General features: G+C 64.5%; 13 protein-coding genes and 2 tRNA genes. 8 read left to right on the top strand and 7 right to left on the bottom strand.

Annotated features, from left to right (window positions below; genetic code table 11):
- The first annotated feature begins 75 nt into the window (after nucleotides 1-75).
- Both GGC65_RS01310 and GGC65_RS01305 read left to right on the top strand, forming a co-directional pair.
- Nucleotides 76-669 carry a 5-formyltetrahydrofolate cyclo-ligase gene (locus GGC65_RS01310; RefSeq protein WP_192645510.1) on the top strand — a complete coding sequence of 198 codons (594 nt, stop codon included), beginning with the start codon at nucleotides 76-78 and terminating at the stop codon, nucleotides 667-669.
- Entirely contained in the window at nucleotides 666-896 is a 231-nt protein-coding gene (locus tag GGC65_RS01305) for a DUF2842 domain-containing protein (RefSeq protein WP_318780106.1), read from the top strand. The genes GGC65_RS01310 and GGC65_RS01305 overlap by 4 nt, the downstream gene beginning before the upstream one ends.
- An 80-nt stretch (nucleotides 897-976) precedes the next feature.
- On the opposite strand, the gene GGC65_RS01300 is transcribed toward GGC65_RS01305, so the two are convergent.
- Nucleotides 977-1,053, bottom strand: a tRNA-Asp gene (locus tag GGC65_RS01300).
- A 43-nt stretch (nucleotides 1,054-1,096) separates the two neighbouring features.
- Nucleotides 1,097-2,296 carry an AI-2E family transporter gene (locus GGC65_RS01295; RefSeq protein ID WP_192645509.1) on the bottom strand — a complete coding sequence of 400 codons (1,200 nt, stop codon included), beginning with the start codon at nucleotides 2,294-2,296 and terminating at the stop codon, nucleotides 1,097-1,099.
- 196 nt (nucleotides 2,297-2,492) lie between these two features.
- Here GGC65_RS01295 and GGC65_RS01290 point away from each other — a divergent pair, with 196 nt between their 5' ends.
- From GGC65_RS01290 to GGC65_RS01275, 4 genes are all read left to right on the top strand, one after another.
- Nucleotides 2,493-3,494 (top strand): DUF11 domain-containing protein, encoded by a 1,002-nt coding sequence (locus GGC65_RS01290; RefSeq protein WP_192645508.1) that lies wholly within the window; start codon nucleotides 2,493-2,495, stop codon nucleotides 3,492-3,494.
- Nucleotides 3,495-3,505: 11 nt separating this feature from the next.
- Nucleotides 3,506-3,970, top strand: coding sequence for a hypothetical protein (locus GGC65_RS01285; protein WP_225940621.1), 465 nt, complete (start codon nucleotides 3,506-3,508; stop codon nucleotides 3,968-3,970).
- Between the two features lie 75 nt (nucleotides 3,971-4,045).
- Nucleotides 4,046-5,137 carry a DUF11 domain-containing protein gene (locus GGC65_RS01280; RefSeq protein ID WP_192645507.1) on the top strand — a complete coding sequence of 364 codons (1,092 nt, stop codon included), beginning with the start codon at nucleotides 4,046-4,048 and terminating at the stop codon, nucleotides 5,135-5,137.
- A 97-nt stretch (nucleotides 5,138-5,234) separates the two neighbouring features.
- A complete protein-coding gene (locus GGC65_RS01275) occupies nucleotides 5,235-10,289 on the top strand; it encodes a hypothetical protein (RefSeq protein ID WP_318780104.1) in 5,055 nt (1,684 codons plus the stop codon).
- Nucleotides 10,290-10,395: 106 nt separating this feature from the next.
- Here the strand turns inward: GGC65_RS01275 and GGC65_RS01270 are convergent, their stop codons facing one another.
- The 4 genes from GGC65_RS01270 to thyA form a co-directional block, all read right to left on the bottom strand.
- Nucleotides 10,396-11,691, bottom strand: a complete 1,296-nt coding sequence (locus GGC65_RS01270) for a dihydrolipoamide acetyltransferase family protein (RefSeq protein WP_192645505.1) — start codon at nucleotides 11,689-11,691, stop codon at nucleotides 10,396-10,398.
- Between the two features lie 4 nt (nucleotides 11,692-11,695).
- Nucleotides 11,696-12,721 carry an alpha-ketoacid dehydrogenase subunit beta gene (locus GGC65_RS01265; protein WP_192645504.1) on the bottom strand — a complete coding sequence of 342 codons (1,026 nt, stop codon included), beginning with the start codon at nucleotides 12,719-12,721 and terminating at the stop codon, nucleotides 11,696-11,698.
- Nucleotides 12,721-14,016 carry a 3-methyl-2-oxobutanoate dehydrogenase (2-methylpropanoyl-transferring) subunit alpha gene (locus tag GGC65_RS01260; RefSeq protein ID WP_192645503.1) on the bottom strand — a complete coding sequence of 432 codons (1,296 nt, stop codon included), beginning with the start codon at nucleotides 14,014-14,016 and terminating at the stop codon, nucleotides 12,721-12,723. Before GGC65_RS01260 ends, GGC65_RS01265 begins: the two co-directional genes overlap by 1 nt.
- Nucleotides 14,017-14,110: 94 nt before the next feature.
- Nucleotides 14,111-15,046, bottom strand: a complete 936-nt coding sequence (thyA, locus tag GGC65_RS01255) for a thymidylate synthase (protein WP_192645502.1) — start codon at nucleotides 15,044-15,046, stop codon at nucleotides 14,111-14,113.
- A 142-nt stretch (nucleotides 15,047-15,188) separates the two neighbouring features.
- Between thyA and GGC65_RS01250 the strand changes: the two genes are divergently transcribed.
- Together GGC65_RS01250 and GGC65_RS01245 are read left to right on the top strand one after the other, a co-directional pair.
- On the top strand, nucleotides 15,189-15,617 hold the full coding sequence (locus GGC65_RS01250; protein ID WP_225940620.1) for a JAB domain-containing protein: 429 nt from the start codon (nucleotides 15,189-15,191) through the stop codon (nucleotides 15,615-15,617).
- Between the two features lie 107 nt (nucleotides 15,618-15,724).
- A tRNA-Pro gene (locus GGC65_RS01245) sits at nucleotides 15,725-15,801 on the top strand.
- Nucleotides 15,802-15,983: 182 nt separating this feature from the next.
- Here the strand turns inward: GGC65_RS01245 and GGC65_RS01240 are convergent.
- Complete coding sequence (locus GGC65_RS01240) at nucleotides 15,984-16,859, bottom strand: N-formylglutamate amidohydrolase (RefSeq protein WP_192645500.1); 876 nt, start codon at nucleotides 16,857-16,859, stop codon at nucleotides 15,984-15,986.
- Nucleotides 16,860-16,879 lie beyond the last annotated feature (20 nt).

Below are 16,879 nucleotides of genomic sequence, written 5' to 3'. Positions count from 1 at the left end.
ACTGGCGTCAGAGGAGTTTCCAGCAAACGACCTCGGCGGGCCCGCCAACCGATTCACCAAGTCCCAGGGGAGGCGATGACCGACTTGTCCGCCGATCTGGTCCAGCAAAAGCAGAAATTGCGCGAACGGCTCCGCTTTCGGCGGCGACATTTCGCCGCGAATCTCGACGGCATGGCGCAACTGGCGGCCTTTCGCGTGCTCCCCGCGCCGCTGTCCGAGCTTCTCGCCGATCATGCTATCGTCGGTGCCTATGCCGCATGGGGCGACGAACCCGATATCCTGCCGATGTTCGCGAGCGTCGCCGAAGCCGGCGCGCTTGCCCTGCCCCACCATGCTGCCCGCGTCGAAACGATGGACTTTCGTCGCTGGCGACCGGACGAAGACCTCGTGAAAGGGCCGTGGGGCACGCAGCAGCCGAACGGCGATTCGCCCTTGGCGAATCCCGACCTGATATTCTGTCCACTCATCGGTTTCGACCGCCAGGGCGGCCGGATCGGTCAGGGTGGCGGGCATTATGACCGTTATTTCACCGCGCACCCCGATGCATTACGGATCGGGATCGGCTGGTCAGTGCAGGAAATCGACAGAGCGCCCCGCGAATCGACCGACATCGCCCTCGACGCGATCCTGACCGAACAAGAATTCATCCTTTGTGGAGACCGTTTGTGAGCCAGATACCACCCGGGCCGCAGCCGAGCTGGCGCAAGCCCGCAGGTATGTTCCTCATCCTTGCGCTGATCGCGGGGTGGACGGCGATTGTCGTCAGCCTGTCACCATGGGTCGGTACGTGGCCGGTGCTGGTGCAGGCGGTGTTCTATCTCGCGGCGGGGATTGTCTGGATCCTCCCGCTGAAGCCGCTGCTGCGCTGGATGGAATTGGGGAAATGGCGCGGCTGAAGCGCCGCGCCATATTCCTGATTTCCAGTGATGGAATGGTCCCAAGACGCGGTGGCCATTCCGTCCGAAAATGGAAGGAATGGCGCGAGTGACGGGGCTCGAACCCGCGACCTCCGGCGTGACAGGCCGGCACTCTAACCAACTGAGCTACACCCGCGTGTGCTTGGGAGCCGCGCCAATATGGCCCTCGCCCCGACCTGTCAACCGTCGCTTTCGTCCTGCGTGCGATTTAATCGATCACGCACGTCGTCGGTCGTCGTCAACGTGCCATGTTCGAAGAGGAAACCCGCCAGATCGGGGGTTCCCGTCGATGCCAGCACCGTCTGCAGGATAAGCAGCAGCGGTACCGCCAACAGCGCGCCCGGCGTGCCCCACACCCATCCCCAGAAGCTCAGCGACACAAGAATCAGCAATGGATTGATCGTCAGGCGCTTGCCGAGCACGAGCGGCGTAACGAGATTCGCCTCGACCAGATGGACGCCGATGAAGATCGTCGCCGGTAGCAGAGCGAGCCCGACCGCATCGAAGGTCATCAGTCCGCCAAGCCCGAGCAGCACCGCCGCGACGATCGGCCCCAGATAGGGTACGAAATTGCAGATACTGACGATCCCGCCCCACATGAAGGGCGACGGCATCCCCAGCGCCCAGAGCAGCAGCGAAACCGTCAGACCGAGAATCGCGTTGATCATCGTGATCGTCGCCAGATAGTCGGCGGTCGCATCGACGACATTCTGGATCACACGCGCGGTCTGCATCGCGCCGTCGAAGCTGCCGCGCCGGCGAATCGTGCCCTTGCGCAGCCGCGTCCAGCCCGACAGGAAGAAGAAGATCACGAGCACCGCGAAAAACAGCTGGATCGCGGCGGCCGGCGCCGACGAGATGAAATAGTCGACAACCGAGGTCGGCGCGGTCGCCGCCACCGCCTGCGCGGTTGCCTCGGTCCCGCTGGCAACCGACATCAGGGTTCGGTCGACAAAGCGTTGCAGCGTCGAATAGAAATCGATCAGCGGCGCCAGATTGCTCTGGATGCGCGGGATCGAATCGGGAAGCCGCGCAAACCAGCCCGTTGCAGGAACAACGATGATCGCGAGCGCGGCGTTGATGATCGCCAGGAAGGTGGCGAGCGCGAGAAAAGCGGCGAGCGCCGAAGGCAACCCGCGACGCTCGAGCCATTCGAGCAACGGCACCAGCGCGATCGCGATGACGATCGCGGCGGTCAGCGGCAAAAAGAACTCGGCGCCCGCCTGCAGCGCGAAGGGCAACCCAAGGCAAAAGCTGGCACCAAAAATCAATGCGAGCGCGGCAAGAAGCCGGTCGCGGCGAAAATCGTCGATTTCGATCTGGTGGAGCGGATTGACGCGCGGCGGACGCGTGTCCCTGCTCCCCGTGTCGTCCGCCACCCCTGCTCTCCTCGTTAACCGCATCACCTTACGCGTGCTTATCTTTTCGCGCCAGCCGCCCCGTTTTGTGACGAATGCCGAGCCCATAGTGTCCCCATCTGGATCAAAACGTGTCTTTCTTCCTGCTTTTTAACCAGAAATTACCCTTTATCGTCGACTGAGGGCTCCAAGGACCAACCTTTTCGGAGCCAAAGTGATGATGAAAGCGCCTGTGGGGGGCGCGAAGCATCAGCTTCTACCCTCTTGTTCCATTTTCGCGCTGCTGGCCGCGTTCGCGCTGCCTACGCAGGCTGAAGCCGCCGGCACGCGTGCCGGCTCGACCATCAGCAACACCGCGAGCGCGAGCTACGATACCGGCGGCGGCCCGACGACGATCGATTCGAACCGCGTCGACCTGCTCGTTGACGAATTGCTCGATGTCACGGTCGATTCGAGCAACCCGGCCGACGTTCCGACGACGCCGGGCGCGACGGGTCAGGTGCTGACTTTCTCGGTGACCAACAATGGCAATGGCGTCGAAGCTTTTGGCCTTACGACGATCGCGAACGCGGGCGGCGACAATTACGACCCCGTCGTCACGCAAATCTATCTCGACAATGGCGACGGCGTTTTCGATGCGAGCACCGACACGCTTTATACGGCGGGCGCGAACGACCCCTCGCTCAACCCCGACCAGAGCATCACCGTCTTTGTCCTCGCGACGACGCCGGGAACGGTGGTCGACGGCAACCGCGGTATAGTCAGCCTCGTCGCGGCAGCAAAAACGGGCACCGGCGCGCCCGGCTACAGCTTTGCGGGTCAAGGCGAAGGCGGCGGCGACGCCGTTGTCGGCTCGACCGGCGCCGACGGGCAGGATGCAGGGGCCTTCGTCGTGTCTGCGGCAACCGTGACGCTCGTCAAGTCGGCGGTGGTGACCAATTCGCTCGGCACCGCTGACCCGATCCCGGGTGCGACGATCACTTACACGATCGTTGCCACGGTCGCGGGCAGCGGTTCGGTCAGCGGTCTTGCGATCACCGACAATATCCCCGCGGACACCAGCTATGTCCCCGGCTCGATCACGCTCGGCGGCAGCGGACTGTCCGATGCGGCCGACGCCGACGCGGGCGATTACAACGGCACGCGGATCAACGTCGCACTCGGCACCGTCGCCGGCGGCCAGACCCGCACCGTCACCTTCCGAACCACGATCCAATGATGGAGATGCGCATGCGCACCGCCCTTTTCCTTCTTCTTGCCGCGTTGACGCCGGGTCAGGCGCTCGCCGCGAACCAGGTCGCGCTCGACAATAATGTGTTCGTCGAGCGCGTGTCGGTCGACGCGCAAGGCAAGCAGAAGATCCTGCTCGAAGAACCGAAGGTCGTCGTTCCCGGCGACCGGCTCGTATTCGTGCTCAACTATCGCAACGCCGGCGCGCAGCCCGCCGACAAGTTCGTGATCACCAACCCGATGCCCGCCGCGGTCCGTTTTGCGGACGCTGGCGACACCAGCCCATTGGTTTCGGTCGATGGCGGCAAGCAGTGGGGACTGCTTTCCGACCTCACCATTCCGATGACCGACGGCTCACGCCGTCCGGCGCAGCCCGCCGATGTCACACATGTTCGCTGGGCTTTCCAGAAACCGATTCCGGTCGGCGGAACGGGTAAGCTCATGTTTCGGGGAGTTGTAAAATAATTGAATAAATAAAACCGCTTAACGGTTGCCAGCGGTGGGGAAACGGCAACCAACATAAAGCCCAGGAGCTCAGCTATGACCAGCAAGCTGACTTATATGGGTGTCATCGGTCTGGCGGCGCTTTCGAGCGTCGCCGCCACGCCGGCTTTTGCCGCTGGAACGACCGCGGGCACCACGATCACGAATACCGCCACCGTCGACTATCAGGTCGGTGGCGTCGCGCAGGGACAGCAGACGGCGTCGAACAATTTCACCGTCGACCGCAAGATCAACCTGCTTGTCGAAGAGGTGGGGACGGTCACGACCAGCGTCGTGCCCGGACAGGCGAATGCGGTGACGACGTTCCAGCTGACCAACAGCTCGAACGAAGTGCTCGATTTCGCGCTCGTCGCAACGCAGATCACGGGCGGCACCGCCGCGCACGGCGGCACCGACACGTTCAATGCGAACAACGTCCGCATTTACCGCGACAACACCGTCACCGGCACCGTCGGAAGTTGGGATGTCGGTGACACGCTGCTCACCGGCTATGTCGACGAACTTGTCGTCGATACGGCAATCCGCCTGTTCGTCGTCGCAGATATTCCGACGACCGCCGCCGTTCCTGCCGTGGTCAACGGCGCCGTCGCGGGCGTCACCTTGCGAGCCACGGCGCGCGAGGGCGGGCTTGCCGGCACGCAGGGTGCGGCGATCACCGAGACCACCGGCGCCAACACCGCAGGCAAGGACACGGTCTTTGCCGACATCGCAGGTGTAGCCGGCGATGTCGCTCGCGACGGTTCGCACAGCGACAATGACGATTATACCGTGCAGACGGCGACCCTCGCGGTTGCGAAGAGCAGCAGCGTCATCTCGGATCCGTTCAATAACACGACGAATCCGAAGCTGATCCCGGGTGCGGTGGTCGAATATTGCATCGCTGTCAGTAACAGTGGCGGCGCGGCAGCGACCTCGGTGGCGATCAACGATGCGGTTCCCGGCCAGTTGACCTTCGTTGCGGGCTCGATCCTGCTCGGCGGCACCTACACGGGTACCGTGCCCAGCGGCACGTGCGATTTCAACGGCACGGCGGGCGGCAGCTATGCCGCGCCGAACGTGTCGGGGACGATCGCGTCGATCGCGGCGGGCGCCACCAGCACGCTCGTCTTCCGCGCGACCGTCAACTGACCGGAAAACCGACGGAGCAGCGGGTGACGCCCAAAAACCGTCTCCCGCTGCTCCTTTCGGAGCTGAAATGGCGTTCCGCACGAAATTTTCCGGCCTTGTGACCGCCCTGGTCGCGGCAGCGCTGCTGCCCGCGACCCCGGCGAATGCGCAGGTGATCACGAACACGGCTTCGGCGCAGTGGACGCATGACGGGCAGCCCGGTCAGGCGCTGTCGAACCGCGTCGACGTGACGGTGACCGCGCGTCCGCCGCAGCCGCCGACGATCACGACCTATCGGCTGACCAATGGTGGTGGCAACAAGCCGGTGCCGCTCGCGCCTACGCAATGCACCAGCACGGTCGCCCGCAGCGCAACGAGCACCATCCCGCTCGGCGGCGTTTACGAAGGCATTTCGATTGCCCCCGCGTCGCTGCAAAGCACCGACAATTTCCGCGCCGGCGAAGTGCTGGTCGTCGGGGTCACGCTTGCATCGGCCAACGCCGATCCGCAGGCGCGTGACACCCTGCCCGTCGTGCTCGAGCTCGAAAATGGCGACCGCGAGTCGATCATCCTGACCGAGACCGCGAACAACAGCGGCGAATTCGTTGGCATCATCAATACGATCGGCGTCCCGCCCGCCGTCGCGCAGGGCGATTGCCGCCTGTCGGTCAACGCCGGCGCGCCGTTGACGCTGCGCGTGACCGATCAGGCGAACGCCAGCCTGGTCGCGCTTGCGACCATCAACTTCCTCGTCGATCCGTTCGGTATCGTGTTCGACAGCGGCGACGGTGCGCCCGTTGCCGGAAGCCGCGTGACGATCGTCGACGCCGCGACCGGCCAGCCCGCGCAGGTGTTCGGCGACGATGGCGTCTCCGCATATCCGTCGAGCGTGATCACGGGCCAACCCGTCATCGATGCGGGCGGCACCACATACAACTTCCCGCCGGGCGACTATCGCTTCCCCTTTGTCGCGCCGGGCACCTATCGCCTGATCGTCGCGCCGCCGGCGCCTTATACCGCACCATCGAAATCGAGCGCCGCCGACCTCGCGGGCCTGCGCCGCCCCGACGACGGCCTGCCATTCACGATCACTGGCGCGAGCTATGGCAATCCGTTCACGCTCAACAGCCCCGCGCCCGTCCGCGTCGACATTCCGGTCGACCAGCCGGGCCTGCCGCTGATCCTGCGCAAGACGACCTCGACGCAGGTCGCGGTGCCCGGCGACGTGATCCAATATCGTATCGAGGTCGCCAACCGCGACACGCGCCGCAACACCGGTGCGGTGACCGTGCGCGACGTGCTGCCTCCCGGCATGCGCCTGCGTGCCGATACGGTGCGGGTCGACGGCGTGCGCGTCGACGCCGCTGTCCAGGCCAATGGTCGCGAGTTCGCCGTCACCCTGCCCACGATCGCGGCGTCGCGGTCTGTGCTGCTCACCTATCTCGCCGAGGTTATCGTGTCGGCGCAGCCGGGCAATGCGCTTAACCGCGCGACCGCCACCGACAATCGCGGGTCGACGAGCAATATCGCCGAAGCGACGATCGCGATCAAACGCGACCAGCTTGGCGACCGGATGACGATCATCGGCCGCATCACCGACGGCGGCTGCAGCGTCGATCCAGGCAAGGCCGATGGCATCATGGGCGTCCGCGTCATGCTGCAGGACGGCAGCTACACCGTCACCGACGAGGATGGCCGCTATCATTTCGAAGGCGTGCGCCCCGGCCTGCATGTCGTGCAGATCGATCCGTCGACGATGCCGCTCGACCGCGAGCCGATCGACTGTACACGCTCGACGCAGAGCGCGGGCAGCGCGATTTCGCGCTTCGTTGAAGGCCGCGGCGGTGCGCTGAAGCGCGCCGACTTCCGCGCCGTCGCCAGCGCACCGCGCGCCGCTCCTCACAAAGTCGCCATCGCGGCACCAACGCACCTCAGCGATCCCGACGCTGCCGGCGCCAATCGCGACTGGCTCGCGGGGCAAGCTCCTGGCATCGGCTGGCTGTTCCCCGATATCGATCATAACCCCCGCGCCAAGGCCATCCGCGCGGCGGTGAAGCATGCGCCGGGGCAGACGGTGTCGCTGCGCGTCAACGGCAAGCCCGCCGACGCACTGACCTTCGAAGGCATTAGCAAGTCGGCCGACGGCACCGTCGCTGTCAGCCTGTGGCGCGGCCTCGAAATCCGCGAGGGCGAAAACAGCCTCGTCGCCGAGGTGAAGGATGCCGGCGGCGCCATCGTCGAAACGCTCGAGCGCAACGTCCATTATTCGATCACCCCGATGCGCGCATCGCTGATCCGCGAAAAGTCGGTGCTGGTCGCCGATGGTGTCACGCGCCCCGTCATCGCGGTGCGCCTGACCGACCGCGACGGCAAGCCGATCCGCGCCGGCCTGACGGGCGACTTCAGTGTCCCCGCCCCCTATTATCCGGCGGTCGAAGCCGATGCGCAGCAGGCGCGTCAGCTCGCGGGCCTCGAACGTGCACAGCCGGTGTGGAAGATCGATGGCGACGACGGCATCGCCTATATCGAGCTCGAACCGACGACCGCGTCGGGCACGCTTGCGATGGATTTCACCTTCCGCGACGACAAGGTGACGCGCAAACAGACGATCGAAACCTGGCTCGATCCGGGCAATCGTCCGTGGACCGTCGTCGGCTTTGCTGCGGGCACGCTCGGCTACAACACGCTCGACGACCGGATGGAACCGGTGGCCGAGACGACGGGCGATCTTAACGCCGACGCGCGCCTCGCGCTCTATGCCAAGGGCCGCGTGCGCGGCAAATGGCTGATGACGCTGGCGTATGACAGCGACAAGGACAAGGATGACGCCCGGTTCGGCGGCGTGATCGATCCGCGCGCCTATTACACCATCTACGCCGACCGCAACGAGACGCGCTATGATGCCGCGTCGGTGCGCAAGCTCTACCTGCGTCTCGAACGCCCGCAATTTTATGCGATGTTCGGCGACATCGAGACGGGGATCTCGGAACCCGAACTCGCGCGCTACCAGCGTGCGCTCAACGGCGGCAAAGCGGAGTATCGCGGCCGCAATGTCGCGGCGACCGCCTTCGTCGCCGACACGCCATATCGTTTCCGCCGCGACGAGATCCAGGGCAACGGCCTCACCGGTCCGTATCAGCTCGGCGCGAAGGACATATTGCCGAATAGCGAGCGGATCGTGATCGAGACGCGCGACCGGCTGCATAGCGAGCGCATCGTCGACAGCGTCAGCCTGTCGCGCCATGTCGACTATGACATCGATTATCTGTCGGGCACGATCCGCTTCCGCGAGCCGGTGCTCAGCCGCTCGTCGAACCTAGACCCGCAGTTCATCGTCGCCGAATATGAGGTCGACGGTGTGGGGCAGCGCGTGCTCAACGCCGGCGGCCGGGTGAGCTATCAGTCGAACGACGAAAAACTCCGCGTCGGTGCGACCTTCATCCATGACGAGGATGGCAACGCCAAGACCAACCTCGGCGGCGTCGATGCACGCTATCGCCCGACGATCGAAACCGAGGTCCGTGCCGAACTGGCGGTGAGCGATGCCAAGGCGACCAACGGCGGCACGACTGCCGACGGCACTGCCAAGGCATGGCTGATCGAGGCCGAGCATCACAGCAGCAACGCCGACTTCCTCGCCTATGTCCGCGAACGCGAGGCGGGTTTCGGCACCGGCCAGCTCAACAGCAGCGAGAATGGCACGCGCAAATTCGGTTTCGATGCGCGCCTGAAGGCCAGCCGCAACCTCTCGGTCACCGGCAGCGCCTGGCAGGAGGATTATCTCGACACCAACGCGCGTCGCCGCGCGGCGCGCGCGCTTGTCGAATATGACAATGGCAGCAGTGTCGCGCGCGCCGGACTGACGCACGCCGACGATCGCCTGACCGACGGCAGCCGTAACCGTTCGAACATCGTCCAGCTCGGCGCGACGCAGCGGCTATTTAACAAGCGTCTCGAACTCGACGCGCAAACCGAATTCGCGCTCGGGGGCAAGGACGCGAGCATCGATTTCCCGACGCGACACCGTCTCGGCGCACGTTATGCGATCAATCGCGACGTGAACCTCGTCGGCAGCTACGAGATCGCCGATGGCGACACGATCAAGGCGCGCACCGCCCGGCTCGGCTTCGACCTGACGCCCTGGTCGGGCGCGCGGCTGCTCGCGACCGCAAACCAGCAGGAAATTGGCGAATATGGCCCTCGCAGCTTCGCGGCCTATGGCCTGTCGCAGTCGTTGAAACTCGGCGAGCGCTGGTCGGTCGACGTGTCGGTCGACGGCAATCGCACCATCGGCGGCATCAACGCGCGCGACGTGCTCAATGTCGACCAGCCGGTTGCGTCGGGCGGCTTCCTCGGCGGCAACGGCACGCTAACCGAGGATTTCCTCGCGATCAGCACCGGCGCCACCTATCGCGCCGACCGCTGGACGCTGACGGGCCGCGCCGAATATCGCGATGGCGAAATCGCCAATCGTTACGGCCTGACGCTCGGCGGCCTCCGCCAGCTCGGCGAAGGCCGGGCATTGGGCGCGCTCTTCACTTACGCCAAGGCGAGCGGCGCCGGCACAACACCGACAACCGAGGTCATCAATTTCGAGATGAGCTGGGCCCATCGCCCCGCGGCGTCGCGTGTATCATGGCTCAACAAGAGTGAGTTTCGTTCGGACAAGGTGCGTGATGCGATCGCGGGCGAAGCCGGCCCGATCGGCGGCACGCTGACGATCGACGGCGACGCGACGAGCCGCCGCCTGCTCAACAGCCTGTCGGTCAGCTGGACGCCGCTCGGCGACCGTGGCTTCGGCGAAGGCTGGTACGAACGCGCCGAGATCGGCCTCTTCTGGGGCACGCGCTATAATTTCGATCGCTTCGGCGCCGATGATGTGAAGGGTTGGTCGAACCTGATCGGCGCCGATTTCCGCTTCAACCTTGGCGAGCATGTCGACATCGGCGCTTCAGGTACCGTGCGTGTCGGCACCGACGCCGATACGGTGAGCTGGGCGGGCGGCCCTACGGTGACGCTGGCGCCGATGACGAATGCGAACATCACCTTCGGCTATAATTTCGCGGGCTTCCACGATCGCGATTTCGAGGACGCGCGCTTCTCGCGCTCGGGCGCCTATGTGACCTTCAAGCTGAAGTTCGATCAAACGAGTTTCGCGGGGCTGGAATTGTAAACCCACCGCTAAACCCGTTCGCATCGAGCGAAGTCGAGATGCCCATCGTCAGCACGCGCCTTCGGGGTGTCTCGACTTCGCTCGACACGAGCGGATTTGGCTGAGCTCAGTCAGCGAACAGCAGGACCGGCGTTTCGATCAGCTTCTTGAGCGCCTGGACGTAGCTCGCCGCATCCCAGCCATCGACGACGCGGTGGTCGCAGCTGATCGACAGGTTCATCAGTTTCGCGCGGCGAATTTCGTCGCCGTCGAATACCGGCCGCTCGACGATCTTGTTCGGGCCGATGATCGCGACCTCGGGACGGTTGATCACCGGGGTCGTGGCAATCCCGCCGAGCGGACCGAGCGATGTGACCGTCAGCGTACCGCCGGTCAATTCCTCGACCTTCGCCTTACCGGTGCGTGCCGCTTCGGCAAGGCGCGTGATCTCGCTCGCGAGCTGCCACACATTCTTGTCCTGCGCATCGCGGATCACCGGAACCATAAGGCCCGCGTCGGTCTGCGTCGCCATGCCCAGATGCACCGCGCCATAGCGCGTCACGACACCGCCCTCATCGTCATAGCGCGCGTTGATCATCGGGAATTGCGGGATGGTGCGGCAGATCGCGACGATCAGGAAGGGCAGCATCGTCAGCTTCGGACGGCCGCCGCGATTGGCGTTGAGGTCGGCGCGCATATCCTCGAGCGCGGTGACGTCCATTTCTTCGACATAGGTGAAATGCGGGATCGCGCGCTTCGATGCCGCCATATTCTCGGCGATCTTGCGGCGCATGCCGATGACCTTGATCGGTTCGTCGGCACGGGCACGGCTCGCGCCCGGCGCATGATAGCCCTGCCCGCCGCTGTAGCGCAGGAAGGCGTCGAGGTCGGAATGGCGGATGCGGTCGCCTTCGGCCTGAACCTGGCCGAGGTCGACACCGAGGTCCTTGGCGCGGGCGCGCACCGCCGGCGACGCCAGCACGGCGCGGCTATGATCGGCAGCAGCGACGGGCGCCGGTGCCGGTGCCGGAGCGGGCGTCGGCGCGGGAGCGGCGGCGGGTGCAGGCGCAGCAACTTCGGCCACCGAGATTTCCTCGGCTCCCGGCGTTTCCGCCACGATTTCCCGTTCGACCGGCGTGTCTGCGGGCGGCGCCTCGACATCGCCCCCATCCTCTTCGGCGCCATCGGTCTCGATTACCGCGAGCGTCGATCCGATCGGGATCAGGTCGCCGACCTCGCCCGCCAGTTCGACGACGATCCCCGAAACGGGCGATTCCATTTCGACGGTCGCCTTGTCGGTCATCATGTCGGCAAGCTGCGCATCTTCCTCGACGCGCTCGCCGATCTTGACGTGCCAGGCGACGATTTCGGCCTCGGCGATGCCTTCGCCGATGTCGGGCAGACGGAATGAATAACGGGCCATGGCGTCAGTCCTTCAAAATCTTGGTCAGCGCGGTCGCGATGCGCACCGGGCCGGGGAAATAGGCCCATTCAAGGCTATGCGGATAAGGCGTATCGAAGCCGGTGACGCGTTCGACCGGCGCCTCGAGGTGATAGAAGCAGCGCTCCTGCACCAGCGCCGCGAGTTCGGCGCCGAAGCCCGAGGTGCGCGTCGCTTCGTGGATAATCAGGCAGCGGCCGGTCTTTTTCACCGACGTCTCGATCGCATCGATATCGAGCGGCAGCAGCGTGCGCAGATCGATGATTTCGGCATCGACGCCCATTTCCTCGACGATCGTCTTGGTCACATGGACCATCGTGCCATAGGCGAGGATGGTGAGCGCCTCACCCGAACGCACCGTCGCGGCCTTGCCGAGTTCGATGCGATAATGCCCCTCGGGCACCGCGCTCGCCTCATGCTTCGACCAGGGCTCGACGGGACGGTCGTAATAGCCACTGAACGGGCCGTTATAGATGCGCTTGGGCTCGAGAAAGACGACGGGGTCATTATCCTCGATCGCCGCGATCAGCAGGCCCTTGGCATCATAGGGGTTCGACGGGATCACCGTCTTCACGCCGCAGATGTGGGTCATGATGCTCTCGGGCGACTGACTGTGCGTCTGCCCGCCGAAAATGCCGCCCCCGAACGGCGTGCGCACCGTCATCGGGCAGATATAGTCGGCTGCCGAGCGATAGCGCAGGCGCGCCGCTTCGCTGACGAGCTGGTCGAGCCCCGGATAGATATAGTCGGCGAACTGGATCTCGGGGACCGGACGCAGGCCATAGGCGCCCATGCCGACCGCCACGCCGATGATCCCGCATTCGTTGATCGGCGTGTCGAACACCCGCGTCTTGCCGTGTTTTTTCTGGAGGCCCGCGGTCGCGCGGAACACGCCGCCGAAAAAGCCGACGTCTTCGCCCATCACGACGGTGTTGGGATCGCGTTCGAGCATGACGTCCATGGCGCTGTTGATCGCCTCGATCATGTTCATCGTTTTGGTATCGCCGCTCATCATTCGGGCTTCCAGTTGGGGCCGAACTTGGCCTCTCGCTCGGCGAGCATCTGATCGCATTGTTCCTTGAGGTGCCAAGGCATCTCTTCGAAAACATCCTCGAACATCGTCTCGAACGGCTGGTGCATGCCGTGGCCGAGGATGCCGAGCTTTTCGGATTGTTTCTGGGTCGTCTTGACGAGCTCGTCGAGTTCCTTCGCCTGTGCTTCGTGGCGTTCGGCATCCCATTCGCCGATCGTTTCAAGATGCTGACGCAGCCGCGCGATCGGGTCGCCGAGCGGCCAAGCGGTTGCCTCATCCGCCGCGCGATACGCGCTCGGATCGTCCGAGGTGCTGTGACCTTCGCTGCGATAGGTGAAATGCTCGATCAGCGTCGGGCCGTTGTTCGTGCGGGCGCGGTCGGCGGCCCACTGCGTCGCGGCATAAACCGCCAGAGGATCGTTGCCGTCGATGCGGAGGCCTGCAATGCCATAACCCACGGCGCGCGCCGCGAAAGTCGTGCGCTCGCCGCCGGCAAAGCCCGAGAAGCTCGAGATCGCCCACTGGTTGTTCACGACGTTGAAGATCACCGGCGCGTTATAGACGGTCGCAAAGGTCAGCGCCGAGTGGAAGTCGCCTTCGGCCGATGAGCCTTCGCCGCACCATACGGTTGCAATCCGGCTGTCGCCCTTCGACGCCGAGGCCATCGCCCAGCCCACCGCCTGCGGATATTGCGTCGCGAGATTGCCCGACACGCTGAAGAAGCCATGCTCGGGCGCCGAATACATGATCGGCAGCTGACGGCCGAGCAGATGGTCGCCGCGATTCGAATAGATCTGGTTCATCATCTGGATCAGCGGATAGTCGCGCGTGATCAGGATGCCCTGCTGACGATAGCTCGGAAAAACCATGTCGGTGCGATCGAGCGCCATTGTCGACGCGACCGAGGTCGCCTCTTCGCCGGTGCACTTCATATAGAAGCTGGTCTTGCCCTGCCGCTGCGCGCGGAACATGCGGTCGTCGAACGCGCGGGTGAGCATCATGTTGCGCAGCATCGCGCGCAGCCGCTCGGGAGACAGCTTGGGATCCCACTGCCCCTTCGCCTGTCCGTCGAAATCGAGCACGCGAACGAGGCCATAGCTCAGTTCGCGCATCGCATCGGGCTTGGTCGCTTCGCTCGGGCGCGGGGCCGCTTCGACAGCGGGAACTTCGATATCGCCGAAGTCCGGGGTATCGCCGGGGCGATAGCGCGGTTCGGGGATATGAAGCGACAGCGGCGGCAAATTGCTCGCCGGGCGCTGAGGCAGCTCAGGCATATCTTCTTCCCTTTGCAGGCGCGAATCGGCGCCTAGTTATATTTCAACGTGACGACATATTATTACGGTCGCCATACGAATGCAATCATGGCGCTCAGACCGCGACAGGCGCAGAAATATGCGCTTGCGGCGCATAATCCTCGACCGCGAAATCCTCGAACCGATACTCAAAAATGCTCGAAGGGCGGCGAAGGATGCGCAGCTTCGGCGCCCCGCCCGGAACGCGCGACAACTGCTGTTCGACCAGCTCCCGATGGTTCAGGTAGAGGTGCACATCGCCGCCGGTCCAGACGAGTTCATGTGCGTGCAGCCCCGCCTGCTCGGCAACCATGCGCGTCAGCAACGCCGCTTCGAAGACATTGAAAGCAAAGCCCAATCCCAGGTCGCACGAGCGCTGGAACAGCAGGCACGACAGCCCGCCGTCGCTGCGGACATGAAACTGATAGGTCATGTGACACGGCGGCAGCGCCATGCGGTCGAGGTCGGCGACGTTCCAGCCGGTGAAGATATGCCGCCGCGAGCCCGGATTATTCTTGAGCGAATCGACCAGCGCCGCAATCTGGTTGTGCCCTTGGCTTGCACGGCGAAAAAGCCCCTCGCCTGCCGGTTCGTAACGCGGCCAGTTCACCCACTGATGGCCGTAAACGGGTCCAAGATCGCCCCACTTTGCGGCGAAATCCTCATCCGCGATGATCCGCGCCTCGAAATCCTCGGCGCTGATCGCCTCGCCGGTCGCGCGGCGATATTTGTCAAGCGGCCAGTCGGTCCAGATCTTCACGCCCTGCGAAACGAGCGAGCGGATATTGGTGTCGCCGGTCAGGAACCACAGCAGTTCGCGCAGCCCGGTCTTCCAATAGACGCGCTTGGTAGTGAGCAGCGGGATCGCGTCGTCCTTCAGCGAGAATCGCATCGTCTCACCGAACAGCGACCGTGTCCCCACGCCCGTGCGATCGACGCGTTCGTCGCCCTCAACCCAGATGCGCCGCATCAGGTCGAGATATTGAAGTTCATAATGGATGGAATCAGGCAAGACTCGGCTCCCGGCTTTGTCTCTTCGTGCTAGGCCCCGCGTCGCAAGCGGACAAGGGACCAACAGGCGTGACGTCACAATGCCTCCGATGCGGGGCAGTCACGCGTTGGGAATCGCGCGCGGCGGGCGCATGGGGGTATTGATGACCCTTTACGAACCCGTCGGCAAAATGCCGGAGCCGGAAGCCTCGGCTGGATTCGTGCCGTCGCACTCCGAGGATGCAGTGGCGCAGCAATTGCTGCGCCCGCTGTTCGACGCCGACCGCGAAACCTTGCTTATCGCCGGATTCGATGCGTTCGATCGCCTCGTCCGGCTGGAGCGCATCGAGGGCGATGCCACCGGCCGCTGTATCGTGCCGCCGCGATGCTGGCGCGCCCTGCTCGACCGCGGAATTGCGACCGTCATCATGGCGCATAATCACCCGTCCGGCGTGGCGTCGCCGAGCGATGCCGACATCGACGCGACGCAGGAAGCCGCGCTGTTGCTGCGCGCCTTCGACATCGATCTGGTCGATCATCTGATTTTCGTCGAACTGGGTCATTTCAGTTTTCGAACTGCCGAAATGCTCTAGTTCGGGCAATCATCTTCAATGTGCCGATTGGCGCTTGAAGTTCACAGATTGCGCGTCTAGAGGACCGCCCTGCCTTCGCGGCGACCCCGGTCGGCGCGCAGATCGGTCGGGGAGTAGCTCAGCCTGGTAGAGCACTGTCTTCGGGAGGCAGGGGCCGGAGGTTCGAATCCTCTCTCCCCGACCAATTTCCTGCATATTGCAGATTCTGTGCCGTCGCTTCTTGTAAGTCGGCGCACAACATCCTAAATCTCTTCTACGCCGCCGTGGTTTTCCCCCTTTCCATCGCGGCGAGTGTCCCGTCTTCATTGACGCGGACGCGTCCTCCCTGGACCCTGGCCACCTCGTACTTCGGTACGAGGTGGTTTTTTATTCAGCGGCCTGCGGGAATATTTCGGCCTCGGGCCGCATCTGCCCTAAATCGCTGACAAGTTCCGAGAACCAGCGTGCGAGCCGCGCGACGCGCGCCGAATCCGGCGATCGGTCGGGAGCCAGATAGAGGCTTCGGTCGAGTTCGATCTGAATGGCATGGACCCCATCGCCGGGCCGGCCATGCGTACGGACAATGTGGCCACCGGCGTAGGGCTGATTGCGCGTCACGATTTCACCCAGGCGAACCGAAGACGCCATCGTGCGGTCGATCAGCCAATCGCCCGCGGTTTCACCGAAACGATCGCCGACGACGATTCGCGCGCCATGCCCCGGTTGGCCCGGCGGAATCGACGGCATCGAATGAAGATCGATCAATATCGCATGGCCAAATCGGTTGCGCGCCGCGGTCAACGCATCGGCCAGAGCCGCGTGATAGGGCCGGTGGAAGGATTCGAGGCGCCACTCCAGCCCCGCGCCGTCGATCGGCCGTTTCCACAGCGGACCGCAGTCGGCGAGCCGCGTCGGCACGACGCCAAGCCCCGCGCGCTCCTTGCGCCCCGGCGCCGAAAATTGCGCCCGGAGCGGCATGGCAACTTCGCCCGGCGCCATCTGCCCCTCACCGCGATTGAGATCGACGACCGCGCGCGCCCACAGCGCATGGACGACCGTTGCCCCCGCATCGACGGCACCGGCCGCGATCAGGTCGGACCAGCTGTCTTCGAGTCGTTCGAGGCTTGGCCGGTCGACCCGCGCTGCGGCCAATATCTCGGGCGGGTAAATGCGTCCCGCGTGCGGCACCGACACAACCACCGGGCCACTCACCGCGGGCCGGTTGACAGCGATGGCGGCGGGCAGGATGGTGCGGGATGGCATAAGCGATGGGTGGCAAAAAA

The sequence above is a fragment of the Sphingopyxis sp. OAS728 genome, assembly GCF_014873485.1.
GTDB lineage: Bacteria > Pseudomonadota > Alphaproteobacteria > Sphingomonadales > Sphingomonadaceae > Sphingopyxis.
The sequence above is the reverse complement of the archived record's forward strand: the minus strand, read 5'-3'. Positions and strand labels throughout refer to the sequence as shown.

Coding starts and splice junctions, on each gene's coding strand:
- GGC65_RS01310 (WP_192645510.1), top strand. CDS start 76: ATGACCGACTTGTCCGCCGATCTGGTCCAGCAAAAGCAGAAATTGCGC.
- GGC65_RS01290 (WP_192645508.1), top strand. CDS start 2,493: ATGATGAAAGCGCCTGTGGGGGGCGCGAAGCATCAGCTTCTACCCTCT.
- GGC65_RS01285 (WP_225940621.1), top strand. CDS start 3,506: ATGCGCACCGCCCTTTTCCTTCTTCTTGCCGCGTTGACGCCGGGTCAG.
- GGC65_RS01280 (WP_192645507.1), top strand. CDS start 4,046: ATGACCAGCAAGCTGACTTATATGGGTGTCATCGGTCTGGCGGCGCTT.
- GGC65_RS01270 (WP_192645505.1), bottom strand. CDS start 11,691: ATGGCCCGTTATTCATTCCGTCTGCCCGACATCGGCGAAGGCATCGCC.
- GGC65_RS01265 (WP_192645504.1), bottom strand. CDS start 12,721: ATGAGCGGCGATACCAAAACGATGAACATGATCGAGGCGATCAACAGC.
- GGC65_RS01260 (WP_192645503.1), bottom strand. CDS start 14,016: ATGCCTGAGCTGCCTCAGCGCCCGGCGAGCAATTTGCCGCCGCTGTCG.
- GGC65_RS01250 (WP_225940620.1), top strand. CDS start 15,189: ATGACCCTTTACGAACCCGTCGGCAAAATGCCGGAGCCGGAAGCCTCG.
- GGC65_RS01240 (WP_192645500.1), bottom strand. CDS start 16,859: ATGCCATCCCGCACCATCCTGCCCGCCGCCATCGCTGTCAACCGGCCC.